The organism is Aerosakkonema sp. BLCC-F183, from assembly GCF_041929145.1.
In the GTDB taxonomy this organism is placed as follows: Bacteria; Cyanobacteriota; Cyanobacteriia; order Cyanobacteriales; family Aerosakkonemataceae; genus Aerosakkonema.
On the sequence record NZ_JBHFNU010000040.1, the window covers coordinates 149,122 to 171,220 of the forward strand.

At 45.8% G+C, this 22,099-nt stretch carries 18 protein-coding genes; 7 read left to right on the forward strand and 11 right to left on the reverse strand.

All coding sequences use genetic code 11. From position 1 onward, the window contains the following. Positions 1-131 precede the first annotated feature (131 nt). The gene (phoU, locus tag ACE1CD_RS10165) at positions 132-818 is read right to left on the reverse strand and encodes a phosphate signaling complex protein PhoU (RefSeq protein WP_374796620.1); all 687 of its coding nucleotides are present in this window, start codon (positions 816-818) and stop codon (positions 132-134) included. Positions 819-948: 130 nt separating this feature from the next. Further along, the gene (locus ACE1CD_RS10170; RefSeq protein WP_374796618.1) at positions 949-2,382 is read right to left on the reverse strand and encodes a sensor histidine kinase; all 1,434 of its coding nucleotides are present in this window, start codon (positions 2,380-2,382) and stop codon (positions 949-951) included. Between the two features lie 144 nt (positions 2,383-2,526). Between ACE1CD_RS10170 and ACE1CD_RS10175 the strand changes: the two genes are divergently transcribed. Next, the gene (locus tag ACE1CD_RS10175) at positions 2,527-3,717 is read left to right on the forward strand and encodes an RNA-guided endonuclease InsQ/TnpB family protein (protein WP_374796616.1); all 1,191 of its coding nucleotides are present in this window, start codon (positions 2,527-2,529) and stop codon (positions 3,715-3,717) included. 68 nt (positions 3,718-3,785) lie between these two features. Here the strand turns inward: ACE1CD_RS10175 and ACE1CD_RS10180 are convergent, their stop codons facing one another. Next, entirely contained in the window at positions 3,786-4,538 is a 753-nt protein-coding gene (locus tag ACE1CD_RS10180; RefSeq protein ID WP_374796614.1) for a winged helix-turn-helix domain-containing protein, read from the reverse strand. Between the two features lie 216 nt (positions 4,539-4,754). Here ACE1CD_RS10180 and ACE1CD_RS10185 point away from each other — a divergent pair, with 216 nt between their 5' ends. Both ACE1CD_RS10185 and ACE1CD_RS10190 read left to right on the forward strand, forming a co-directional pair. Beyond that, a complete protein-coding gene (locus ACE1CD_RS10185; protein WP_374823671.1) occupies positions 4,755-5,501 on the forward strand; it encodes a creatininase family protein in 747 nt (248 codons plus the stop codon). A gap of 81 nt (positions 5,502-5,582) precedes the next feature. Next, positions 5,583-7,064: a cyclic nucleotide-binding domain-containing protein gene (locus ACE1CD_RS10190; RefSeq protein WP_374823674.1), complete on the forward strand. Its 1,482-nt coding sequence runs from the start codon at positions 5,583-5,585 to the stop codon at positions 7,062-7,064. Positions 7,065-7,326: 262 nt separating this feature from the next. On the opposite strand, the gene radA is transcribed toward ACE1CD_RS10190, so the two are convergent. Continuing rightward, entirely contained in the window at positions 7,327-8,931 is a 1,605-nt protein-coding gene (gene radA / locus ACE1CD_RS10195; protein ID WP_374823677.1) for a DNA repair protein RadA, read from the reverse strand. Between the two features lie 175 nt (positions 8,932-9,106). On the opposite strand from radA, the gene rpaB reads away from it, so the two are divergent. The 3 genes from rpaB to ACE1CD_RS10210 all read left to right on the forward strand — a co-directional run bounded on the left by rpaB (position 9,107) and on the right by ACE1CD_RS10210 (position 11,150). Beyond that, positions 9,107-9,841, forward strand: coding sequence for a response regulator transcription factor RpaB (rpaB, locus tag ACE1CD_RS10200; RefSeq protein ID WP_374797059.1), 735 nt, complete (start codon positions 9,107-9,109; stop codon positions 9,839-9,841). A gap of 94 nt (positions 9,842-9,935) precedes the next feature. Further along, entirely contained in the window at positions 9,936-10,604 is a 669-nt protein-coding gene (locus tag ACE1CD_RS10205) for a cofactor assembly of complex C subunit B (protein ID WP_374823679.1), read from the forward strand. Between the two features lie 6 nt (positions 10,605-10,610). Then, positions 10,611-11,150, forward strand: coding sequence for a DUF456 domain-containing protein (locus ACE1CD_RS10210; RefSeq protein WP_374823681.1), 540 nt, complete (start codon positions 10,611-10,613; stop codon positions 11,148-11,150). A 34-nt stretch (positions 11,151-11,184) separates the two neighbouring features. Here the strand turns inward: ACE1CD_RS10210 and ACE1CD_RS10215 are convergent, their stop codons facing one another. The 4 genes from ACE1CD_RS10215 to rfbB form a co-directional block, all read right to left on the reverse strand. Next, complete coding sequence (locus ACE1CD_RS10215) at positions 11,185-12,126, reverse strand: pentapeptide repeat-containing protein (protein ID WP_374823684.1); 942 nt, start codon at positions 12,124-12,126, stop codon at positions 11,185-11,187. 269 nt (positions 12,127-12,395) lie between these two features. Beyond that, positions 12,396-14,960 (reverse strand): hypothetical protein, encoded by a 2,565-nt coding sequence (locus ACE1CD_RS10220; protein WP_374823687.1) that lies wholly within the window; start codon positions 14,958-14,960, stop codon positions 12,396-12,398. Next, positions 14,944-15,393, reverse strand: coding sequence for a Panacea domain-containing protein (locus tag ACE1CD_RS10225; RefSeq protein ID WP_374823690.1), 450 nt, complete (start codon positions 15,391-15,393; stop codon positions 14,944-14,946). The genes ACE1CD_RS10220 and ACE1CD_RS10225 overlap by 17 nt, the downstream gene beginning before the upstream one ends. A 70-nt stretch (positions 15,394-15,463) precedes the next feature. Further along, entirely contained in the window at positions 15,464-16,582 is a 1,119-nt protein-coding gene (gene rfbB / locus ACE1CD_RS10230) for a dTDP-glucose 4,6-dehydratase (protein WP_374823692.1), read from the reverse strand. Positions 16,583-16,664: 82 nt separating this feature from the next. Here rfbB and ACE1CD_RS10235 point away from each other — a divergent pair, with 82 nt between their 5' ends. Beyond that, positions 16,665-18,446, forward strand: a complete 1,782-nt coding sequence (locus tag ACE1CD_RS10235) for a CapA family protein (RefSeq protein WP_374823695.1) — start codon at positions 16,665-16,667, stop codon at positions 18,444-18,446. A gap of 168 nt (positions 18,447-18,614) precedes the next feature. On the opposite strand, the gene rfaE1 is transcribed toward ACE1CD_RS10235, so the two are convergent. From rfaE1 to ACE1CD_RS10250, 3 genes are all read right to left on the reverse strand, one after another. Next, positions 18,615-19,649, reverse strand: a complete 1,035-nt coding sequence (gene rfaE1, locus ACE1CD_RS10240) for a D-glycero-beta-D-manno-heptose-7-phosphate kinase (RefSeq protein WP_374823698.1) — start codon at positions 19,647-19,649, stop codon at positions 18,615-18,617. Between the two features lie 261 nt (positions 19,650-19,910). Next, positions 19,911-21,272: a hypothetical protein gene (locus ACE1CD_RS10245; RefSeq protein WP_374823701.1), complete on the reverse strand. Its 1,362-nt coding sequence runs from the start codon at positions 21,270-21,272 to the stop codon at positions 19,911-19,913. A 60-nt stretch (positions 21,273-21,332) separates the two neighbouring features. Next, positions 21,333-22,049, reverse strand: coding sequence for a precorrin-2 C(20)-methyltransferase (locus tag ACE1CD_RS10250; protein ID WP_374796586.1), 717 nt, complete (start codon positions 22,047-22,049; stop codon positions 21,333-21,335). Positions 22,050-22,099: the final 50 nt, after the last annotated feature.

Sequence of the window (22,099 nt, forward strand, 5' to 3'; positions counted from 1 at the left end):
CTTAGGTAATCTTTAGGTTAAATAAATTTCTCTTACGGTCAGCAGGAAACTGTCAGCGGTCAGTTGTCAGTTGTCAGTCGCCATTTTCTCTCAGCACTATTATTTTTTTGACTTTTGACTTTTGACTTTAACTACCGGTGTCCCGTGACAATATAAGCTACTCTTTGACCTATATTGGTGGCATGATCGGCCATGCGTTCCAGATGACGAATCACCAGAGCCAGCAAAAGAATTGGTTCTACAACTCCTTTGACATCCCGTGCGCTAGCTAAGCGCTGGTAAAGAGTTTCGTAAGCAGTGTCCACAACATCATCTTGCTGCTTCACCTGTCGTCCACCTTCTGCATCCAAATCTGCCAAAGCTACCAAACTCATGGCCAGCATAGCTTGCGCTTGATGGGACATAGCGGCTATTTCTGGCAAACAAGCATGAGGGGGGTAGGGAAACAATTTAATCGCAATTTCTGCTAAGTCCTTGGCGTAATCTCCTATACGCTCTAAATCTCGCACCAATTGCATATAAGCACTTAGGATACGCATATCTCTAGCAACTGGAGCTTGCAAAGTCATCAAAGTAGCGCTATCCAACTCGATTTTGCGATAAAACCGATCGATTTGTTTATCGAGTGCGGGAATTTCCTCTGCTGCTGCTAGATTGCGATCGAACAAGGATTGATGGGACAGGCGAAACGATTGTTCTACCAATGCTCCCATCCGCAGAACATCACCTTCCAAGCGCTTGAGGCTGCGCTCGAAGTGGTGTCGTTCTGGATGCGGGTTGAAACGAGAAGTATTCACCCTAACTTGTGGAAAAACCATATGATTGCGGTACCAGCTAGCTCCGAATTTAATTTCCAAGTGCTGAATTCCTCGTTTTTATACTTCGTCCCGATCAAAAAAAGTATTTTAAATTACAAAAAATTTCGGCTACTTAGCCAGACCGACTCATTCAGCCCTCAGTATTAATTTGAGGAGCGATCGCCTGTCCATAAGGTAATTCAATTTTCAGCCAAGCGCCACCGGTTTGAGGGTGATTTTTAGCTTGTACGGAACCGCCATGAGCGAGCACAATTTGTCGGACAATTGCTAAACCTAAGCCGCTACCGGTTGTGCTGAGTATTCCGGAAGCTTGGGAGGACGAACGTGGCATTTCGTCTTCGGGAAGGGGAGAAGCCGTTTGTCGCGTCCGAGAAGCATCGCCGCGATACAATCTCTCAAAAACATGAGGTAAGTCTGACTCAGGAAATCCAGCACCTGAATCGATGATATTTATTTCCACAAGCTTGGCGACATCATTCTCTGGAAGTAAATTAACTTCGACTCGAATTTCACCCAAAGGGGGACTGTATTTAATACTGTTGTCAAGTAAGTTCAAAAAAACTCGGTGCAGTCTAGACTCATCGGCTTCTAACCACAAAGAATCTGGGCCAGAATAACTCAGACCGAGCTGCTTTCGGACGACGAGCGGTTCCAAGCTATGCCAGACGGAAATTATCAGAGAGCGCAACTCCAAAGGTTTGCGACGTAGTTTGTTGCTGGAGTCAACTTCCAGCTGGCTGAGTTCCAACCAGTCTTGTACTAGATCGATCAGTCTGTTAACTTCTGGGAGCAGACGCTCAACCCATCGGCTCATAGGCGGTTGCAAACGGTCTTGCAAAGCTTCCGCCACTAAACGGATCGAAGTTAGTGGGGTTCTCAGTTCGTGGGCCAAATCGGAAACCCACCGATCTTGCGCTTGCGAAAGTTCCACCAAAGCTTGTCGGTTTTCCAGAAAAACGGCTACTTCTCCCTCCGGTAAAGGCCAACTAGACGCCCGCAGGGTGAAGGATCTAGCTCCACCGACAGCCTGTGCGTTTGGGTAAGTTGGATGAAAAACCCATTCTTGCTGACAGGGTTGCTGTTTTTGACGAGTTTGTTCGATCGACTGGTCGAGTTCGTAAGAGCGCACTAACTCCAGCAGCAAGCGAACTTGTCCGGGTTCCCATCGGTCTAAGTTTAAAAGCTGTCGCGCTTGTTCGTTGCACCAAAGCAGCTGGTTTTCTTCATCGACGATCAAGAAACCGCAGGGTGCGACTTGGAGAAATTCCTGCCAAGTTTCCAGCTCGATTTCCAGGTTTTGTCGATATCGATCGGCTAACAAAATTCCTCGTCGCAGGCGGGAAATCAGGGGTAAGGCAGGTTGTGCCATACCCCCCCGATCGACCTGCGCTCTCAAGTTGCGATTCATTTGTGCTTCGTTGCGCGAGGATGTCAGAGGACTAAACTTTGTATCTGCGGGGAGCGATCGCAACAATTGCCCCAGCTGTTTGTAAAGCCAAGCCTGCCAGCAGAGCCAAAACCCAAGCCCTATCGCTAGACCGAGAAAAAAGGCAACTACGCTCATGCTAATCGGTTAAAAGGTGATTGGGAAAAAGGTAATCGCTAATTGGTAATTGGTTTTTTTGCCACTACCGGTTATAGAAAAATTTGGGTTGAAAACCCCGTCCTTCTAGGAAGGCTTTACAAGGAATCTAGTAGAATGTAAGGCATGACAGAAAAAGCCTACCGCTACCGCTTTTACCCAACACAGGAACAAGAACAACTCTTGCGCCGGACGTTGGGTTGTGTTCGGTTGGTTTACAACAAAGCCTTGCACACCCGTACCGAAGGCTGGTACGAAAAACAAGAGCGAATTGACTACAAACAGACATCTGCATTGCTGACGGAGTGGAAAAAGCAGAAAGATTTCCAGTTTCTCAACGAAGTCAGTTCTGTTCCATTGCAACAAGTATTGAGGAACCTGCAAAAAGCCTTTGTTAACTTTTGGGCAGGCCGCACCAAGTACCCCAAATTTAAGAAGAAGCGGAGCGGTGGCACTGCTGAGTTTACTCGTGCGGCCTTCAGATGGAAGGATGGTCAGTTGTGGCTGGCAAAGTGTTCCGAGGCGCTGCCAATTCGTTGGAGTCGTACTATTCCAGAAAACTGCGAACCTTCTACGGTGACAGTGCAGTTGGAAGCCGCAGGGCGTTGGTTCGTTTCTTTGTTGGTCGATGACCATACAGTTAAACCGCTCCCTCAGATTGATAAAGCTGTAGGTATTGACGCAGGCATCACCTCGTTGATTGTTACTAGCGATGGAGAGAAGATTGCCAACCCCAAGCATTTCAAGCGTTTGAGATCCAAGTTGAGACAGGCTCAAAAAGCATTGTCTCGGAAAGTTAAAGGCTCTCACAATCGAGAGAAGGCAAGACATCAGGTGGCTCGAATTCATGCCGCAATTGCCGATTCTAGAGCCGATTTTCTGCACAAACTGACGACTCGACTGGTACGCGAAAACCAAACGATTGCGGTCGAAGACTTGGTTGTGAAGAATATGATGAAGAACCGTAGGCTCAGCCCAGCTATTGCTGATGCAAGTTGGGCTGAGTTGGTTCGTCAGTTGGAATACAAGAGCCATTGGTGTGGTCGAACATTGGTAAAAATTGACCGATGGTTTCCCAGTTCTAGACGCTGTGGAAACTGCGGTCATGTTGTCGATAAATTGCCGCTTGATATCAGAGAGTGGGATTGCCCCAACTGTGGAACGCGCCACGACCGAGATATCAATGCCGCACAAAATATTCTCGCCGCAGGGCTTGCGGTGATAGTCTGTGGAGCGAACGTCAGACCTGATGGGCATAAGTCTAAAGGGCAGTTGCGAAATACCCGCAAGGGAAAGAAGCAGAAACCTGAGTCGTGAGTCTTAGGAATCACCGTCCTTCAAGGACGGTGAGGATGTCAACCATTACCCATTAACCAATGTTGCCATTAGCCAAACCGATAACCAAAACCGCGAATTGTCACAATATAGTCTGGATGGCTGGGGTCTTTTTCCATTTTTTCTCGCAGCCAGCGAATGTGAACGTCTACCGTTTTGCTGTCCCCCACAAAATCCGGCCCCCAAACGTGGTCGAGCAATTGCTCCCGCGACCATACGCGGCGGGGGTAACTCATAAATAATTCTAAGAGACGAAATTCTTTGGGCGCGAGGTTAACTTCCTCGCCGCGCAGCATGACGCGACACTCTTGGGGATAAAGGAGAATTTCCTTAAACTGCAAAACAGGTGGTTGAGTTAAACCGCTCAAGCGCTGACGGCGCAGCAATGCTCGACAGCGAGCGACAAATTCCCGCATACTGAAGGGTTTGGTGAGGTAGTCATCGGCTCCCACTTCTAAACCCAACACGCGGTCTGTTTCACTTCCTTTGGCGGAAAGAATCAAAATCGGTACTGGGTTGCCTTGTCGCCGCAGCAAGCGGCAGATATCCAAACCGTTAACTTGGGGCAGCATTAAATCTAGGACGACTAGATCTATGGGGGACTCTGCCGGTTCGGTGTAGATAGTCTGCAACAAGGCGATCGCTTTTTGTCCGTCTGTAGCAGTTGTAACTTCGTAATCTTGCTCTTCCAGGGCCATTACGATCATTTCTCGGATCAGATCCTCGTCCTCAACCACGAGAACACGGCTTTTTTGCCCGATTTCTGCCCTAGAAGGAGTCTGAGTTAACTCAAGTGAAAACATGATTTAGGAACTTTGTATGTGTCTAAGTCCACCAAAAAGATAACGCGATACGGGCCTATTGTTGATGGTTATGTGGCGAAATCGCATTAAACTTAAACGATGCGAAGTTATAGAAAAAAAAGCGGCATATTCCAATATGTAAGATGGCGATTCCAGACTGGCGTCTGACTGGCTAACCTCGTTACTATGAAGTTTATACTTTAGTTCGATCGGGCAATGCTGCTGCATTTATCTACTTGGCCTGAAGTGGAAGCTTATCTGGAGCGATCGCAGGGTATTATTATTCCCATTGGTTCGACGGAACAGCACGGCCCAACTGGGTCGATCGGCACGGATGCGATTTGTGCGGAAGCTGTCGCCCGTGGGGTGGGGAATGCGATCGAGGTTATGGTCGGCCCTACAATTAATGTGGGGATGGCACTGCATCACACTTCTTTTCCCGGTACGATTTCTCTGCGACCCAGTACGATGATTCTGATGATTCGCGACTACATCAGCAGTTTGGCTAAGGCTGGGTTTACTAAATTTTTCTTTATCAACGGTCACGGAGGAAATGTTGCCACTCTTAAGGCGGCTTTTTCCGAGACTTATGCTTATTTGGCAGATTTAAATTTTCCTAATGCCCACCTGGTACGCTGTCAGGTGAGCAATTGGTATATGTGTGCCAGCGTTTACAAGTTGGCAAAAGAGTTATACGGTAACGAGGAAGGCAATCACGCGACTCCCAGCGAGGTAGCTTTGACTCAGTATGTTTATCCGGAAGCTATTAAACAAGCGCCTCTGTCAGCGGAAGTAGGACGTGGATACCCAATTTACGGTGCGGCTGACTTTCGTCGCCACTACCCAGACGGACGCATGGGTTCTAATCCTGCTTTGGCAACTCCCGAACATGGGAAGCAGTTTTATGATTTGGCGGTAAAAGATTTAAGTAATGGGTGTCTGGAATTTTTGAGTGCTGATTGAAAAGTGAATGCGATCGGCTATATGGCAATTAACAAAGTTACGGCTAACCTGTAGATAACCACCTATGGCGAGAGCGATATCATGGATACATTCTTAAAGCAATTATTTACCTACATATATAACATAGTTACAGCGCCTATAGAAATAGGCGAAACTTCTGTATCGCTCAGTTCGATCGTTAAACTGATACTTTGCGTACTGGCGGTCATTTTCCTAACTCGGGCTCTCAAGAATTTCCTCAAAAAATATGTGCTGACCAGAATGGGGATTGATGAGGGAAATCGAGAGGCAATCTCCACAATTATCAGCTATGGTATGGCGACGTTAGGCTTTATAGTCGTACTGCAAACCAGTGGTTTTAACATCGCTTCTTTGGCAGTCATTGCCGGCGGTTTGGGTGTTGGTATTGGCTTCGGTTTGCAGGATATTACGAAAAACTTTGTGTCTGGTCTAACTTTACTGGTAGAACGCAAACTAAAGCTGGGAGATTTTATTGAATTTGATGGAATGTCAGGATATATTAAAGAGATTTCGATTCGCTCTACGATTATCCGCACATTTCCAGGTGGAGATGTGGTAGTTCCTAACAGCGAACTGGTTAATAACCGGATTCTCAACTGGAGTTATGAAAACTTTATTGGTCGTATTGATATCCCGATTGGGGTAGCCTATGCAAGCGACCCTGTATTAGTGACAGAAACGCTTTTAAAGTCTGCTTATATGGAACCGGCAGTCTTACGGGAGCCGCCTCCCAGAGTTCTGTTTCTGGGATTTGGCGATAATAGTTTAGATTTTCTCCTGTGGGTGTGGGTAGGTAGAATTGATGACAGAATTACGATTAAAAGTTCTTTGAATTTTATCATTGATTATAATTTTCGCCAGCAAGGTATTCATATTCCCTTTCCTCAGAGGGATTTGTGGCTCCGCAATCCTGAAGTATTAAATGGGATGGGAGCGGTAGCATTCAGAGCTCCGGAAAAACAACAAGAAGATGGGGGAGATGTTCCACAATTTGCTAAGCCACAATTAGCGACGCAAATTGCTAGGCCATTAGCTATTAAAGATTTGCTGCGCCAAGTGACTTATTTCCAAAATTTTACAGATTTAGAATTGCGTCAATTGATTGAGGTCGGCTATAGAAAACGATTGGCTGCTGGGGAAATTTTGTTTCGAGAAGGCGATCCGGGGGATGCGTTTTATATTGTACTTTCCGGTTCCGTAGAAGTTTTTGTTGCCAAGATTAACAAACATCTCACTACGCTTACTACGGGACAATTTTTGGGAGAACTTGCCCTGATGTTGGGGATTCCCCGCACGGCTACAGTTCGGGCTGTTGAAGATACTATTTTGTTTGCCATTACTAAGAAGGGTTTTGAAAAAACATTGCAGTCTCAGCCGGAATTGTACGATGTGATTGTGCAGGAGTTAGGCAAACATAAAGAAGAGTTGGCGCAACGACAAAAGCAGCTGCGGGAAATGGGATTGGTAAATGAGGACGAAGATGATAAAAATCCGATTGATTGGATGCGGAAACGTCTGAAAAATCTGTTTAATCTGCAATAGTTTATGCTTAACAAGCTGTTTCACAGTCAGCTTGATTTCATTTAACGGACATCCCCATCAGCTTTAGCACCAGGATGTCCTCAATATCTACATATTCTGAGAAGGGGTTTATATGAGCGCACATTTTCCCACAAATACATAATAATACCAAAAAAGAAAAATTTCCCGTGCGATCGACAAAATTTTTATTTTGCAACAAAAAAATAAACGCAGATAAATCTACTCTTATCTGCGTTTATCTGCGTGCATCTGCGGTTAAAAATTACTCCTGCATATCTTTATCTTCATCCTCATCCTCATCGTCATAATCACCATCCCCAGGGCTTTGAGGGGGCATAGCAGCCACGATCGCATCGATCACTTTTCCCACGGGTATAATTTCTAACCCCAATTCGCCAAACTTTTGGCCTTTAGGAACGATCGCACGTTTAAAACCCAGTTTTGCCGCTTCTTTCAAGCGCAATTCCATCTGGGAAACGGCGCGAACTTGTCCGCCCAATCCCACTTCGCCAATTAAAACAGTACTGGGATCGACAATGCGATCGCGGAAGGATGCGACAATTGCGATCGCCATCCCCAAATCTACCGCCGGTTCTCCCACATTCAAACCACCCGCAGAAGCAACATAAGCATCTAATTTAGATAGAGGAATTCCCACCCGTTTTTCCAATACTGCGAGAATTTGCAGCAGTCGGTTATAGTCAACACCAGTAGTCGATCGACGGGGAGAAGCGTAACTGGTAGGACTTACCAAAGCTTGTAATTCTACCACAATCGGGCGCGTTCCTTCACAAGCAACAACAAGAGAAGTTCCGGGAACCACTTCATCGCGATTCCCCAAAAATAATTCCGAAGGGTTGGAAACTTCTCGCAGTCCTCGGTCTACCATTTCAAACACGCCGATTTCGTGCGTAGCGCCAAAGCGGTTTTTCACAGAACGAAGCAAACGGTGAGAGGCAAAGCGATCGCCCTCAAAATACAGTACCGTATCTACTAAATGTTCCAAAACTTTCGGCCCTGCGATCGCGCCTTCCTTCGTAACGTGACCCACAATTAACAGCGTAATATCCTCCCGCTTCGCCAATTGCATCAGCGCCGAAGTACATTCCCGCACCTGCGTTACTGAGCCTGCTGCGGAAGTCAAATTGGGTAAATAGATAGTCTGAACGCTGTCAATCACTGCCACATGAGGCTTGAGCGATTCCAATTCCTTGAGAATCTCTTCCAGATCCGTTTCTGCTAATACGTATAAATTAGCACCATCAAATTTTTCTGTCTGGATATTTTCCGCAGCAATATTCTCCTGCTCTCCGGCTCCCCCCTTCTCCCCTCCCCGTCCCACGGGGAGGGGTTGGGGGTGGGGTTGCCCCTCTCCCGCTCCCTCATTTTCCTCGTCGCTCACGCTAACCCCCAACCGAGAAGCCCGCAATTTCACCTGTCGGCCCGACTCTTCGCCGCAAACATAGAGAATGCGATATTGACAAGACAGACGATTGGCTACCTGAAGCAGCAGCGTGGACTTGCCAATTCCCGGATCGCCGCCAATCAGCACCAACGAACCTGGGACAATACCGCCACCCAGCACGCGATCGAGTTCCCCGTAGCCGGAGAACCAGCGCTCCTCCTGCCCGTCAACAATCTCCGGGAAAGTGAGAGAAGCTCTTGGTTTAGCTGGTTTTGGAGCGGATTTGGCATTGGCGCGGCCAGCACTTTGCCAATTTACCCTCACCGGGCCTGTGGCTGGTGCGGAGGACGAAAATTGCTCTTCCAGACAGTTGTAAGTGCCACATTCCGGACACTTGCCGAACCACTGGGAAGTCTCTGCCCCACATTGGCTGCAAATGTATAGAGTTCGTGATTTTGCCATTGTATATATTGTTAAAGAATCTAAAACAAGGCTCGTAAATCTTAAAAAAGCTTGAAATCCAATCGCTGTCAGAGCTTCGGCCTTAAATAACCGACTGAGATGGGGTAATATTTTAATGTAATGGTACTAAAAATTAATGTTCGGAAACGCTACAAATTAAGGAGCATTGAGAAACTTGGAAAGCCATAAAGAAAAAATTCTGGTGGTGGACGATGAAGCCAGCATTCGCAGAATTTTGGAAACTCGTCTGTCAATGATTGGCTACGATGTCGTTACAGCTGCCGACGGCGAAGAAGCCTTAGAAACATTTCGCAACGCCATTCCCGACTTGGTAGTTCTGGATGTGATGATGCCTAAGCTAGATGGCTATGGCGTTTGTCAAGAGTTGCGAAAAGAATCCGACGTGCCAATCATAATGCTAACAGCTTTGGGAGATGTGGCCGATCGCATCACCGGTCTGGAACTGGGAGCAGATGATTACGTTGTCAAACCCTTTTCTCCCAAGGAGTTGGAAGCTCGTATCCGTTCTGTGCTGCGGCGGGTGGACAAAACCGGGGGTTCCGGTATTCCCAGCTCTGGTGTTATCCATGTGGCGAATATCAAAATTGATACCAACAAGCGACAAGTCTACAAAGGCGATGAGCGCATTCGCCTCACCGGGATGGAATTCAGCTTGCTGGAACTGTTAGTCAGTCGTTCTGGAGAAGCGTTTTCGCGATCGGAAATTTTGCAAGAAGTCTGGGGTTATACTCCCGAACGCCATGTAGATACGCGAGTCGTTGATGTTCACATTTCGCGACTGCGAGCTAAGTTGGAAGATGACCCCAGCAATCCAGAGCTGATTTTGACGGCGCGGGGTACAGGTTATCTGTTTCAGCGGATAATTGAGCCCGGTGAGGATGGCAAGTAGTTCTCGGTCATTTGTCATTTGTCATCAGGGAAGTATTTATGACAACTGACAACTGACAACTGACAATTGACAGCTAACAACTGACAACTGACACATGACAAAGGACAATAATCAGGTATTGCGGCGGTTGCCGATCGTTGTGGGTGTATTGGCAAGCGCTTTGCTGGTGCTGAACCGCTTGATGACGCCAGAATTGACCGCTTCTCAAGCTCGTTCGGATGTACTGGGCGTAATTTTATGCGCCCTGCTGATCCTGACAGGGTTATTATGGCAGCAAGTGCAACCGCGATCGCCCGATGCTGTCCGACTAATTGGCGAAGAGGGTTTGGAACTGGCACCTTCTTTGCCAGAAACGGTGAAAACTGAGTTGGCTTGGGCGTCACATTTGTTACTTACCAATACGGCAACGCGATCGCTCGTCGTTTGGTATGCAGGTAAAGTGCTGCTGCGACGGGGAATTTTGGGCCCAAACTCACAAGTAAAGCCGGGAGCAATTTTACAGCGCGTGCTGGAAAAGCAAAAACCGATTTATTTGGTGGAACTGAAGCTTTATCCCGGCAGAATTGAGTTTGATTACTTACCAGAAAATACTCAAGGTGTCATCTGCCAGCCAATAGGTAAACAGGGTGCTTTAATTTTAGGAGCTAATGCGCCCCGCAGTTATACCAAACAAGATGAAACCTGGATTGCTGGAATTGCTGACAAACTAGAAGTAAGCCTCAGCTCTAATTTAAGTAATCATGTTGCACCAGCTGAGATTTAAAAGACTATGCAAATTCTGTATTGGCTGCTCGTTCTTGTGATGGTTGTTGGCGTCATCGGTGCTGTCGTACCCGGTATTCCAGGTTCCAGTTTGATTGTAATTGGCGTTGTAATTTGGGGACTTGTGAATGGCTTTACGACAGGAGTCTATTGGGCGTTAGGAGTTTCCTTAGTAGTTTTCTTGCTCAGCATCGGCATTGATTATTTAGCCGCCTACTTGGGAGCCAAACGCGCCGGCGCGAGTAATTGGGCGCAGATTGGTGCGATCGTCGGCTTAATATTAGCCACTTTAGGTCTTTTACCAGCGCTGCCATTTGGGGGGCCAATTATAGGTATCTTGTTTGGGCCCCTACTGGGAGCGATAATTGGGGAGTTTCTCTATCAGCGCGAATTGGAGACAAGCCTGAGACTCAGACAAGCATTTCGAGCCGGTATCGGAATTGTTGTGGGTTCGGTCGTGGGCCGTTTGATTCAGGGAGTGTTAGCGATCGCAGCTGTCATCGTCTTCGTGTGGCAAACTTTGCCTCAGCTTATCGCAGGATACTAACGGAAGCGATCGCGAAAAAGTACTCATTGATAATCTAAGGTTCCGGGAAGGTAAATACTCTACCTCCTGGCATCAAAATGAGTCGAATTTTATTAGTTTGTCCTGACGGAAAAGGCGACACAAATCGTTCTCCTAGAAGTGGCATTTCCGTTCTGTCTAAATAAGTTTCGTCTACTTTTCCGTGCGGAATAATTTGTTTTATCGATCCATCGTTATTCAATAGCAAAGTGTACACCAAGCTAGTCGTCAAATTAGCAGGTGATTTCCAACGGTTGACGAAATATCTATTAACTTCCGCTACGTGCGACGGTAATTGCGACACATCCTGAGCTGGTAACCGCCAATTTGGGGATATTTGAGCGCTTGTCGGTTGTCTCGATACAGGAGATGGTGCTATGCGAACTGGTGTTGCTGTAGGAAGCCGCAGAGGAGGTGGGAGAACTGGTGCAGGTGGTATAGGAGGTAATCTTAAAGATGGGGGAGGTGGTGGAAGTGGTATAGGACGTAATCTTAAAGATGGGAGAGGTGGCGATCGTCTTTGTGATAACCTCAGAGGTGGTAAGTTGAGAGTTGGAATGTTTGCGATGGGAAATATTGGCAAACCTCTTGTTCCCTGCACAGAAGCACCTAACAAATTAGTGCCATCTAAATTCGCATTCATTAAATAAGCGCGATTCAAATTCGACCGACTCAAATTAGCTTTACTTAAATTAGCGCGACTGAGATCCGCTTGACTGAGATTAGCATTTTGCAGATTAGCTGCCGTTAAATTAGCATCCGTAAGAATGGCAAAACTCAAATCAGCACCGCTCAAATTCGCTCCAGTAAGGTCGCATCTCGAACATTCTTTTGTTTGCAGCAGTTGTCTAACCTGCGAAGCATTAAAAGCATTTACCGGAGACAGTGAAGGCACAAAATTTAGCAGGATTGCACTGCCGATAATTTGCACTTTTAAACAATCTTTCCATCTTTTCATCGCTAATCAGAACTTAGAGTTTCTAGGGTATTGATTAATATCATACCGCTTGCATCGGTTCCCAAAAAAATACCTCTTATCTGACTTCTTATCTGCGTTTATCTGCGTTCATCTGCCTTCATCTGCGGTAAAAAATTAACCGCCGATCTCCCAATAATCCTTCGGATCGGCTTTAAACTACGGATGCAACCGGACACAATATAACTAGCTGAACTAGATATGAGCAAATATTTTGACATTTGTCAAGAGTATCCTTAAGAAACCCGGACTCAAAATTTTTCAATTACACCCTTATCTCGACTTGCCCAAACAAAAGCAATAACAGCCATTACGTAACAAGCAAAACCAGTCCAAAACGATGCAGATATGCTAGAGTTAATGGCGATCGCAACTGCCAATACAGAGGCGCAAACTGAAGTAGCCCCGTTAATTCCCCACAACCAAGGTGTTAACTCAGTAGACTTTTTAGATGCTATTTGCATTCCCAGGGGAAATGCCATTCCCATAAAGAAACCCAAAGGCAAAAGTATGCCTGTTGCTACCAGAATGCGAACGGTTGTTATCGCATCCTCGAATAGTGCGATCGCATGAGGAGTAAATTTTCCAAATACGTACAGAATAAATAGCAGCAAAAATAGCCGTAAAGTTGCCGCACTTACCATACCTTTAGTGCTTACTTTTTGGGTGGAATAACTTCCCAAACCGCTGGAAAGCAATAAGGAAAACAACACCACAGATAGTCCGTAAGTCGGATGTCCCAAAAACACAATCAATCGCTGCATTTGGGAAATTTCTACTAACATAAAGCCCAAACCTATGCCAGCAAAAAATAGAGAAAGCGGCAAAGCATCTTTTAAAATTGCCTTTTTTGTGCTAAGAAGCAGCGGCACAATAATGCAGAGAAATGTCAGCAATACCACAATTATCAGTAAAGCGCCCAAAATTACAACTGCTTTCAGGTTAGAACTCCAAGCTTCCTCATACCAAACTTTTGGATTAAAAGCATCTCGCAGGCGCAGCATATTAAAGAAAAACGGGCTGTCATCCGTTGGGGGTGAAATATTGAGAGGAAATTTAGCTACAAATTCATCGAGTTTTTTGCCATCGGCAATTGTTTTAAAGTTATTATCTATAGCAAATTGCGGACTGAGTGCGATTTCAAATTGCATTTGCTTAGCAACTTTTTGCAGGGTATCCAAATCTTGTTTGGAAAATGGTTGTTTGCTTACCAGCATTGTGCCCACACCAGTCGCCTCATTCTCGTTTCCGCCAAACATTCGTCTGACAATGATGATGCGATCGCGTGTATTTTCAATCCCCAATTTCTTCAGCGAAGCAGTTGCTAAAGCAGTCAACCTATACATCTCACCCGGATTATTTCCGACATACCAACGAGATAGAGTTAAAATGCCCTTATCGGTGAGATGTTCTAAGAAAACTTTCCAACCTTCTATCGTGTAAAGTGAATTTTCTGATAGTACAAATGCACCCGATGCAGTTGCAGCCCAAGTGTCAATTAAGGAAACCTGAATTAGATCGAATTTATCTGGCGATCGAGCAATATAGCTGCGTGCTTCATCAGCTACAAAAGTAACTTTAGGATTTTTATCTAAATGTCCGGTAAAATCACCAAACTTTTTAGTTATCGCATTGATGATATCGTGATTAATTTCCACTCCCAAAACCGACTTCTGTCCAAACAATAAAGCCGAAAGTATATCCCTACCGCCGCCACTGCCGATCGCCAAAACTTTGGCATCTTTACGAAGATAATGAGCTAAATTAGTAATATCGTATTTCAGATATGCCAATTTACCAAAATTTCCATCAAATTTGGTGATAACTGTAGCAGCGCTAGCATCTATTTTTAATACGCGCTCTTCGATTTTATCCTTAAAAGGAACAACCGGACTAAACCCCCAACCAAAGGGATGTTCCGGGTCTCTATCTTCGCTGACAGTAATTCTAGAAAAAGAATTCCACTTTTCGTAAATTGGCGCTGATTCAAATTTTCCTTTCACCCACATTAGCCGCAGTAAAGGAGATTGCTGATTTACAAAAATAGTATTAATTACGGCAAACGAACCGAGTAAAACTGTAGATATCAGAGCAATTTGGATGAGTTTTTTTGATGCCGCATCAGATGCAAATAAAATAGCACCGATACTAGCAAGAAAAGCAACTATAATTACTGCTGTTGGCCCATCAGTAATGCCGATAATGTATACGAGGAGGATGCAGCCAAGCGATGCGCCAGCGAGGTCGTAAGCGTAAAGTTTACTAACTTGATGAGGAAATTTTGTCAAAGCCAAACATATACAAATTCCACTGAATAAGAACGGTATAGATATAACTAAATATGTTAAAGTAATAGAAGCTATTCCCTGAATCGCTAAGCTGGGAACGAACGGAATGTTTATATGTGCCAAAAAGCTAATAACAATCGAGATAGCAAAAAGTAAAGAAGTGCTAGCTAAATGAAACTTTGCTCGTTCTTGGGTGAAAAAGTTGGGCAACAAATATACCAAAACTGCGCCTAACGTCATTCCGAACATCGCTACCGAGGTAGCCATAAAAGCAAAATGATACCACATTGTCACGCTGAAAATGCGCGTGAGCAGGATTTCAAACATCAAAGTTGCGAGTGCGATCGCAAATAACCCTGCATAAGTTTCTCTCTTCACTGTGACTTCTGCGTTCATACTCCTCACACTCTTGAATTCAATCGCAAAAACTAAACAATTGCTTTGTTCTGGCGGTACATCACTCGTTTCTCTAACAGAAAACCTTTCCCCTTTTTCTTTGCGCTTATTAGCATTAAACCGCTTCTTCACAATTAAGCTGCGTCTTGAAATATTCTTTCATGGACTGATGAGAAATTTGGCTGCTCGTTTGAGCCGCCAATCTCCAGGGTTCTTCTTCTTGTGTCATTTTACGCAACTTCCAGGCAGAAAATTGGCCAAAGACAGAGTAAACTTCATCAAGTAAGCTCTTTGTTCGTTCATCATAAATGGAAAAATCAACATCTTTTGGGTAGGGAATTGCACCGACTCCATACTCTTTGTAGTAGTAATACAGAGCAGGGACAACTGGGCCATGCGTCCAAGCTTCTATAGGTTCAGGAAAGAGCGGTTCATCGTAAAGAGCTAAATGAAATCCCTGAGCATAATAGACTAATTTCTGAAGTTTGAGGTTAGATATTAGATCGCCAGCATCTTCATCTACCTGCGCCAGAAAGTATTTAGCTACATCATAACAACTCAGCATAGGGTTTTTTCAGCCGTTATTACTTTTCAATTTTAGCATCGCTCGCCTCTTCCTAACTGAGGATATTCTGCTAAGAAACATAAACCTGTCGATAATAAGCCTGATATTCTTCTGAAAGCAATGGTTCCCACCAATCGCGATGAGTTAAATACCATGCAACAGTTTTTCGCAATCCCTCTTCAACCGTGACAGAAGGAGTCCAACCCAACTGAGTTTTCAGCTTAGTAGAATTAATCGCATATCTGCGATCGTGTCCCGGTCTATCCTTCACAAAGCTAATCAAATTACTGCAAGGACGCACAGGCAAATCGGGAGCCAATTCATCCATTAACTGACATAAAGTTTTCACTAAATCGATATTTTTAACTTCGTTATTTCCACCGATATTGTAAGTTTCACCCGGTTTACCGCGATGAATAACAACATCTAAAGCACGACAATGGTCTATGACAAAAAGCCAATCGCGCACATTTTGTCCATCTCCATAAACAGGTAGGTTTTTGCCGATTAAAGCATTAATACACATCAGCGGAATTAGCTTTTCGGGAAACTGATAGGGGCCGTAATTGTTAGAGCAATTAGTGATAATTGTCGGCAAACCGTAGGTGTGGTGATAGGCGCGAACTAAATGGTCGCTACCTGCTTTGGATGCCGAATAAGGGCTGTTGGGAGCATAAGGTGTCGTTTCTGTAAAGGCCGGATCGTTAGGGCCAAGGCTACCGTAAACTTCATCTGTAGAAACGTGGAGAAAAACTCCCCCTCTGTCCCCCTCGTCTACAGGGGGGATGAAAGATAAGGTATTACAATGTTGTCGAAAAGCTTCCAGCAGGGTGAAAGTGCCGACTACATTGGTTTGAACAAAAGCACCAGGGCCTAAAATAGATCGATCGACATGAGATTCAGCCGCAAAATGGGCAACAGTATCGATCTTTTCTGCTTGTAATAATCGATCTGCGAGGGCGCGATCGCATATATTCCCCTCCACAAACCGGAAATTTGGTCGTTTTTCCAAAGCTGCCAAAGTGTGACGATTTCCTGCATAAGTAAGTGCGTCGAGAACTACCACCCGATCGTCGGGATAATTTTCGCACCAGTAATGCACGAAATTCGAGCCGATAAACCCAGCACCACCGGTTACCAGCAATCGTCGGGGTACTCGAACATTATTTTGTTGACTAGAGTTTGTCATTTTCTGAAATTTTTACCTGCTCCGGTTTAAACTTTTGTCAGCCGTATTATAAGGAAGTCTATCAGTTGGTGTGAGGAGACTTATGGTGACTCAGGTGAAACAGGTGACTCAGGTGACTCAACAAAGCGTTTTATCCTTAGCGAAACAGGGCGACCCCGATGCGATCGCCACCTTAATCAACCAAGTTGTATCCAAAAAAGGCGTGACAGCGATCGCAAAAACCAAAGGAACTTGCCTGCATATCGTGTTGGTAGCCGATCGAGTACCCAATCAAGCCTCCTGCGTCCGTTTCGTATACGACGGCATTGCCCGCCTCAACCCCAAGTATATTGATTCTGTGCGGATCTATGGGCGACGCACCGACCAAAAATGGCCTACTTGGACAGAGTTGCTAGAGTTACAGCAACCAGATTCCACCTCAACTACTTCTCCCACTGTACCTCTACCCCCCACTGCCGACCCGCACCCAAAGCATAAACCGGTAAAGATAAAAACAAAATATAGAAAAAAGATTCCTTTGCTTTTGTTGGGTAGTATCTGTTGGGTTCTAGTTGCAGCAGTGGGTTTTGTCGTCAGAGCCAAAATGGACTCCCAAGCTCCCACGACCCCCCAGCCAACAACATCTGCACCGGAACAAGCACTTGAAACTTCTGCAAAACCTCAACCCCTTTCCAACACCACCCAAAAAATAGGTCTCGTTCCGCCGCCGCCGATCGCATCTCCCGTTACCTCAATAGCAGCAAACAAAGCAGCTGTCAACACATCTCCAAAACTTCCATCGCTTCCCATAAAAACCCAGCCAAAACCTTCTGTCCAACCTAATCCTGTTGCCGCCCCCATTCAGAATTTACCAGCCATTCCCACTTCAGAGCCTCCCTCGGTAAATGCGGCAACAACTATCACCATTAAAGCTGTTGGCGATATTGTTCCTGGAAGCAACTTTCCCAACAATCGGTTGCCCAGTAATGTCAAACAGCTATTTCAAAATGTCAAACCCTACCTCCAAGGAGCGGATATTTTATTTGGCAATTTTGAAAGTACACTGACTAATTATCCTAAAACCAGCAAAGATACCAGCCGTGCAATGGTTCATGCTTTTCGCACACCACCAAACTATGCCAATATTTTGAAAGAAACTGGTTTTGATGTTTTAAGTGTCGCCAACAATCATTCTCTAGATTTCTCGACCGTTGGCTTTGCCGACACGATGAAAAACCTCCAAAATGCAGGTATGACACCTGTAGGCAAGAAAAATCAAATTGCTTATATGAATGTAAAAAACATTCGCATTGGTTTTATCGGTTTTAGCCATATGCCAGTACACAACTCTGTCAACGATATTGCCTCAGCAAAAGCACTGGTGTTAGAAGCAAAGAAAAATGCCGATGTTGTGGTGATATCGTTTCATGCTGGTGCGGAAGGTACGGGCGCTATGCACGTCAAGAACAGCCAGGAGAACTTCTACGGGGAGAATCGAGGTAATGTGGTTCTTTTTTCTCGCACGATGATCGATAATGGCGCAGATTTGGTGCTAGGACATGGCCCTCACGTAACCAGAGCGATGGAATTATATAAGGGAAAATTGATTGCCTATTCTCTCGGTAATTTTGTCGGATACAAATCTTTATCTACCTGGGGAGCGTTAGGACAATCTCTAATTTTAGAGGTACAAGTTAACCCGGAAGGTGATTTTGTTTCAGGCAGAATTATTCCAGTTCAGCTCGATCGCAGAGGCATTCCTTACCCCGATAAGCAGTTTCGCAGCGTACAGTTAATCCGCAATCTCACCAAAATGGATTTTCCCAACACACCCCTGAAAATTGATAGTAACGGCAAAATTTCTAAGCTAGGGCGTCGGGATTAGGGGCTCTTAAAAGTCAAAAGTCAAAAGTCAAAAGTCAAAAATAAGAGGGAGAAGGAAGAGGGAAGAAAATTTCAGATTTTAGATTTCAAATTTCAAATATTGATAAATCTGAAATCTGAAATTTGAAATCTCCCACTCCCCCACTCCCCCACTCCCCCACTCTCCCACTCACTTAGTCGATTCATCCAGTAGCGCTTGCAAAGCGGCTTTCATCTCATCCGGTGTTGTTGTCGCCGTACCGAATTGGCGCACGACAATGCTAGCCGCCAAATTGCCTAAAACTGCTGCTTCCCAAAACGAAGCGCCCGCATTCAAAGCTAAAGTTAGGGCTGCCACTACCGTATCGCCAGCGCCTGTAACATCAAACACCTCCGTGCGATTGAATGCCGGAATGTGCTGCTCGTTGCCAGAGCGATCGAACAAGCTCATTCCCTGTTCGCCACGAGTAATCAAAATTAGCTCTGCGCCTGTCATATTTAGGAGATCGCGTCCAGCTTCAGACAGTGCGTGGGGAGAAGCGATCGCATACCCCACCGCCTGTTCCGCCTCTGGCAAATTCGGTGTAAATACGGTTGCATATTGGTATCTTTTTAAACTTGTTTGTGCATCGACGATCGTCCGCGAGTGAGAGAGCGCCGCTTCAATGACCGGCTCAGTAAAAACCCCATCCCCGTAATCCGAACAAACCACTGCATCGACCGTATCCAACACAGAGCGGATATAATCGGCCAGTTGCAGTTGCAAATCGACATCCGGCAGATCGTCAGATTTGCGATCGACCCGCACAATTTGCTGCGTTACCGACTGGCGAGCGTGTGCGGAAATGCGAGTTTTAGTCACCGTTGGGCGCACCGGATCGATCCCAATTCCCGTCGTATCTATCCCAGCCGTCTCAAAGATGCGTCGCAACGCTTGTCCCTGGTCATCCTTACCTACCAGTCCGGCAACCTTCACCTTAGCCCCCAGTTTGGCCAGATTATAGACTGCATTGGCTCCACCCCCAGGCACCTGTTGAGTATTTTCGTGACGAATAATCAACACAGGCGCTTCGCGAGAAATCCGCTCCACCTGACCGGTGAGAAACTCGTCGAGAGTCAAGTCTCCCACCACCAGCACCCGCGAGCGAGCGAAACAATCCAATAAATACATCAATCGCTCAGAAGACGAGCGCAACTGTTCTAGAAAAGAAGAATTTGGCGTCATATCTATGTTGAGAGGAAGAACAGGGGAGTGGGGGTGTGGGGGTGTGGGGGTGTGGGAGATTTCAAATTTCTTTGTTTCAGATTTCAGATTTATCAATATTTGAAATTTGAAATCTAAAATCTGAAATTTTCTTCCCTCTTTTCTCTCCCTCTTCCCGACGCCCGACGCCCTAACCCCTAGTCCCTTTTTTGACTTTTGACTTTTGACTTTTGACTTTTGACTTTTGACTTTTGACTTTTGACTTTTGACTTTTTCTAACCCCTAGTCCCGACGCCCTGTTTCCTGACCTCCAGAAGGTAAATCGTTTTGCTCAACACTGATGACATACTGGTAAATTTCATATTTGCCAGTTCGCTCGATCGAAATCTTTTTCACTTCCTCTAAAGCTTTCTGATTCATTTCGGGGTATCCAGTACTGCGAATCAAATCCGGCTGACCCACAATTTTCCCATCAGGGCCAAACAAAACCAGTACCCAACCTTCGGCTACATCAGGTACTTTCTCTTCATAAGGAGACTTTATGGAGAGAGATTTTGGCGATCTAGCACCATTAATTTTGTTTGTATATCGGCTAACTTTCTCCGCCCACCACTTCTGATACTTTTCCCGGCCCTCATTCTCTGTTGTACCAGCAGGATTGTAGTTATAGCGAGCCTTAGTCACCGAATCGAGATACTCTTGACTTGGCGGCGTGGGAGCAGACTTGGGATAGAAATTAGGTAAACGAGCTTGTAGGTTTGGAGCAACTGATTCGGCACCTTTTTTAGGCAATGTTTCGATCGCAGGAGGAGACGAAGGAGAGGGTAATACAGAAGGGGAAACCGTAGCGGGTAAAGTGTCATTAGGTCGCACACCAGTCTCCGTATTTTTGGTAATATTTTGACCTTCCGGAGTATTAGTCGGTTGTGGAGTGGGAGTTGCTTGCGGAGTAGTGGCAGTTTCTGGACTGATACTCGGCTGTGGAGTGAGAGTTACTTCGGGAGTGATGGCAGCTTTGGGACTGAGACTCGGTTGTGGAGTAATACTTGATTCTGGCGTTCTCGTCGGTGAGGGAGTCGCCGTGCGTCTTGCAGTAGTAGAGCGTCTGGGGATGGTAGCACTTTCCGGAGTAGGAGTTGGGTCTGGTGCGATCGTTCCTTGTGGAGTTTGACGCGACTCTATTTTAATATCAGGCTCGGAAACAGACGATCGCTCATTTAGCTTTGCATCTTCGCGATTAGAAGTGCTGCGCTTATGAGATGGTCGCTCGGAAGAAGTCACCGACGGTGGCGACGGCGGAATAGTAGGAGGTTCGTAAATCGGTACACTCGGAGGCGGCGGCAAAGGAGTATAAGATTGCAAAGGAGGCAACGGCGGCAACAGATTTTTCGGCGGCGCTGCTGGCAAAGATGGCAACTTCGGTTGTGGCAAAGAATATTCCGGTAGACGACTCATTTCATCTGGAGTCAACTGCACAAATCCGACAATTGTTCGCGGATCGGATTGTGCCAAATTGGAGGAGGATAATGCCGGTCCGACGACCCAAAGCAATCCGTGCGCTCCCAGAGAAATTAGGGTTGCCAACAGAGTCGGCAAATTAAATGTTTTTTCCGAAGATGTTGGAACTCTTGAGGAGTACGACATGGGAATTTTTGATTTTAGACTTTAATTGAAGAATTGAATTTTGACAAACAATCTGCAATTTTAATCCCAGCGAGTGACTTGAACAATCAGCAAAGAAAAGTAGGGTAATTTGAGATGAGGGCGATCGCGCAAATCTCTGTATATTTTCATATCAGGTAATGTCGCCCGTTCGACAACGTAGCTGCTGCTGAGTAGCTGACGCCTCTGCAACACCTGCCAAACTTGTTCGTAAACCGAACTTACTTTCAGCAAAACCACCACATCCGCCCACTCTAAAACTGCTTCTAGTTCTTCTACCCGATAAAGGGCAGGTAATACAACCAGCCGTTGGTCGCGAACTGTCAAAGGCAATCCTAACATTGCCGCCGCTGCCATCGGCGAGCAAACTCCCGGTACAGTTTCCACTATCGCTTCCGGATGTAGCTGTTGGAGAGTTTGAGCTAAATACGTAAAAGTGCTGTAAAAACTGACATCACCTTCGCAGGCAAAAGCCACATCCATACCTTTCTCAAGATATTGCCAGACTTGTTCTGCCGCTAGCTGCCATGCTGAAGTGAGAACAGCTTCATCCTGAACGTAGGGAAAAGTCAACGCCAACTGTACGCGATCGCTCGTCAGCCATTGAGCTACAATCTGCTCAGCCATACCCGGTTTGCCTCCTACCCCCAAGGGGAAGGCGACTACGGGTACCTGTTTGAGCAATCGCAGTGCCTTGAGGGTAATCAATTCTGGATCGCCCGTGGCAACGCTAATTCCGTATAGAGTTCCTAATTGCACAATAAAAATGGAGTGGGAGAGTGGGGGAGCGGGGGAGCGGGGGAGTGGGG